This window comes from Novipirellula sp. (assembly GCF_041583735.1).
In the GTDB taxonomy this organism is placed as follows: domain Bacteria; phylum Planctomycetota; class Planctomycetia; order Pirellulales; family Pirellulaceae; genus Novipirellula.
The window spans coordinates 1-2,554 of the sequence record NZ_JBFHFD010000915.1 but is presented as its reverse complement, the minus strand read 5'-3'; the positions used below and the strand labels follow the sequence as shown (position 1 = coordinate 2,554).

Here is a 2,554-nt window from a genome sequence, read left to right as displayed (position 1 = left end):
TTGGACTCGGGTGATGCCAGATCGATGTCGTATGACTTGATCGTGTGGGTGCGGAGGCCGTCGGTGAATTGCAACGGGCTGACGTGAAACGCATCCCCTTGCTCGGGATGGATGATCACTTGTAATTCAAAGAAGACCACATCGGGGCCGGCTGAATTGACAACCGGTCGCTGGAAACGAATGGCAAACCCCGGTGTACCAGAGCCCGAATTGGCCTCGTCGCCGAGAACGGGATTCTCGGTCAGCGGAGTACGGCTACCGCCTGGGTTGATCAGTCCGCTGCAAAGGTGGCGGTCGCGGTCAGCGTAATGCGAGCGAGGGAGTTCGCTGAGGGTTGAGTCGATCGGATCTCGCTGCTGTTCACATGTGATCAGGTTTGCATCGGAGCCTCCGCGAAAATGAACCACGTCGATTCCAATTAACTCATCGACGTGGTACTCGTAATCAACACCGCCTCGTTGCACAGAAACGGATTCCAATTCGTTGGCGTTTCCCTGAGCGTCTTGGCTCGCGAGAAAACGGGTGATGCGATCGGGAATTTGGTTGCGATAGGCCGCCTCGTCAAACGGGATCTCCAAAACGTCGAAGCGATCGCCCGTCAACAGTTGGCGAGCTTGCCCTCGCCGCAGATTAATTCGTTCCGCCGGCGCCGGCGGTTTCGCCTCGTCCGCCTTTTGCTTGGCAAACAGATCCGCTTCGCCTTCGACCACTTGGACCTTGGTGTCGCCCATTTGGTCCACGTTCACGACGAACCGTGTACCAAGATCGACGATGTTGCCAAGCGGTGTATCGACGCGGAAACCCTCGGCGCCCTCCGGAGCGTGCACCGAACAACTACCGCTGGCCAATTCCAATCGTGCATCGTCGGTGACGACAAATACGGCCGGAGCTTCGATGATGGTGGTGGCGCCGGCGGGGAACTGCAGTTCTACCATTCCGCTGGACAAGGCAAATTCATGTCCCAGCGGAACAAAGCTGCCGAGTGGTGGCGTCGCTTCGCCAAAAAACTTGGTTGCCAAAGCTTGCGTCAACTGAACATGCGAGCGATTGTCGATGCGGGACTGCGGAGAAACTTCTTCGTGTTCAGCAAGCCTCGACGACTCGGATGGATTCCGAGACGTGGCGATAAAAGCAACGCCGACACACAATGCGATCGCAACCGCCAGCGACGCCCACCACTGCCAGCGTGCTCGCGCTGCCATTGATTCGAGACGGTCTGGATCGCTTGCGACTTCATGGGGGGCCGCCCGCATCGATTCGACAAGCTTCGAGAGGTTGCCGGCATTAGGAGGCAGGTCGCCGATGGATTGGTGAAGGCGGTCGAGGTCAAAGTGCAAGTCGAGGTACTCGAGGTACTGCTGTCGTGCCTCCGGATCGGACCTAAGAATCTCTTGCAGTTGTGAATGTCGATCTGCGTCGATCGTTTGATTCAGCAGTTCGTCGAGAAGTTGGAACAGTTCGTCGTGCGAGTCGTTCATGATGCTGCCCCTTGTTGGGCCAAGCGTCGCTGGACACAGTTCAGCAGTTTGCGTCGTGTCAGACTGATCCGGTTGTACAACGTTTGCACCGACAACTCACTCGCTTCGGCGAACTCTTTCACGGTGGTGTCGCCACGGTACATCAATTCAATCAGTTCACGCTCGACCGATTTAATACCTTGCAAACAACGTCGCAACGCTTCGAGGCGACGATCGGGTTTTGTCGTGGATGCTCCTCGCGTTTCCGCCAGCTTGTTGATCAAGTCGGCATCAAATTGCAGACGATCTCGATGGACCGAGCGGATGAAATTTTTGACTTCGTAATGTGCGATTGTGCACGCCCATGGCAGAAAGGGCCGCGACGGATCGTAGTCGGAAAACTTTTTCCAGAGCAGCAGACTACTTCGCTGAAAGACGTCCTCGGCGTCAGCCTTGTGTGGCAAGAGTGCGTAGATGTATCCAAACAAGCGGTCACGATCTCGCGAAAAGTGTTCGAGAAAGTGTTCGTAGTCGGCATCTTGACGGGATTCAGAGTTCATGTCCGTGCCGTGAGGGGGTTTCGACGAAAGCGCGTCCAGCGTTTTACACGCTTGCCACTATAAATAGCTCGTCCACTGACCTCGCTGACTTACCGAAAAAAATTGGGCACCGCCTGCCTTCGCTTAGAATCTTGGACGCGATCTAAAAAACAGTGTCCTCGGTTCATTACATACGGGGGCCACCATCGATGGTCTGACCGAACGTGGAGAGATTGCAATGGTAGGAAGCGGGCCAGTTGATGGGGCCGCGGAATGCCCCCAAGCTGTACCGCCGCGAAAACGTCCGTTGGTGGCGAAGAAGATGGAAACAGGCGTTAGCTACGCCGGTTTGCTCGATGGGCGATTTCGGAATTTCCGAATCGATTTGAGGTGTGCGCGGAGATGTTCGCGGCACTGCTGCGCGAATTGCTTGACATCGTCGGTGCGGTAATCGGGATAGGTCCAGCGGTGGTCAACCCATTGGCGGTGGACGTATGTTAACGTGACTTCGGCGAACATGCCGTCGCGCAGGTAAATGCGGTGGTCACGGTCTTTGGT

General features: G+C 56.1%; 3 protein-coding genes. All 3 read right to left on the bottom strand.

Annotated features, from left to right (window positions below):
- A partial coding sequence (locus ABX962_RS34520) for a FecR domain-containing protein (RefSeq protein WP_372726199.1) occupies positions 1-1,478 on the bottom strand: 1,478 nt, incomplete at its 3' end.
- Entirely contained in the window at positions 1,475-2,017 is a 543-nt protein-coding gene (locus ABX962_RS34515) for a sigma-70 family RNA polymerase sigma factor (RefSeq protein ID WP_372726198.1), read from the bottom strand. The genes ABX962_RS34520 and ABX962_RS34515, both read right to left, overlap by 4 nt.
- Before the next feature lie 318 nt (positions 2,018-2,335).
- A partial coding sequence (locus tag ABX962_RS34510; protein WP_372726197.1) for a DUF4416 family protein occupies positions 2,336-2,554 on the bottom strand: 219 nt, incomplete at its 5' end.

What these genes read in the sequence shown, in the direction of transcription:
- ABX962_RS34515 (WP_372726198.1), bottom strand. Translation starts at nt 2,017, where the DNA reads ATGAACTCTGAATCCCGTCAAGATGCCGACTACGAACACTTTCTCGAA.